Origin of the sequence: Roseovarius sp. A-2 (assembly GCF_002072155.1) — a bacterium.
In the GTDB taxonomy this organism is placed as follows: Bacteria; Pseudomonadota; Alphaproteobacteria; order Rhodobacterales; family Rhodobacteraceae; genus Roseovarius.
Window position 1 is genome coordinate 1 of the sequence record NZ_BDIY01000124.1, and the last position, 252, is coordinate 252.

A 252-nucleotide genomic window follows, 5' to 3' on the forward strand; every position below is an offset into this window, starting at 1 on the left:
GCCGCGACAATCAAAAACACAAACCACTTGATCGCGGCTGAAAAGACCGCCATCGTCACAAACGTCGCGACCAAGGATTCTCATCCTGATTGACGCGCTCTTCTCACCCAGATTGTCGCGCTACAGATGGCGGCGAATTTCTGCAAACTTCGCACTCGTCTGAACCGCAACATCGCTCGCTCACGCCTTCGGAACGGCAGGTGCGAATTCTCGGCTCGATTGTTCAACCAACGCCGCGTTTCCTGTCGATCG

General features: G+C 55.2%; 1 protein-coding gene. It reads right to left on the reverse strand.

Annotated elements, in window-relative coordinates:
- Positions 1-80: 80 nt before the first annotated feature.
- Positions 81-252 (reverse strand): DDE-type integrase/transposase/recombinase (locus BHD06_RS23515; RefSeq protein WP_139784877.1); only part of this gene is annotated, 172 nt, incomplete at its 5' end.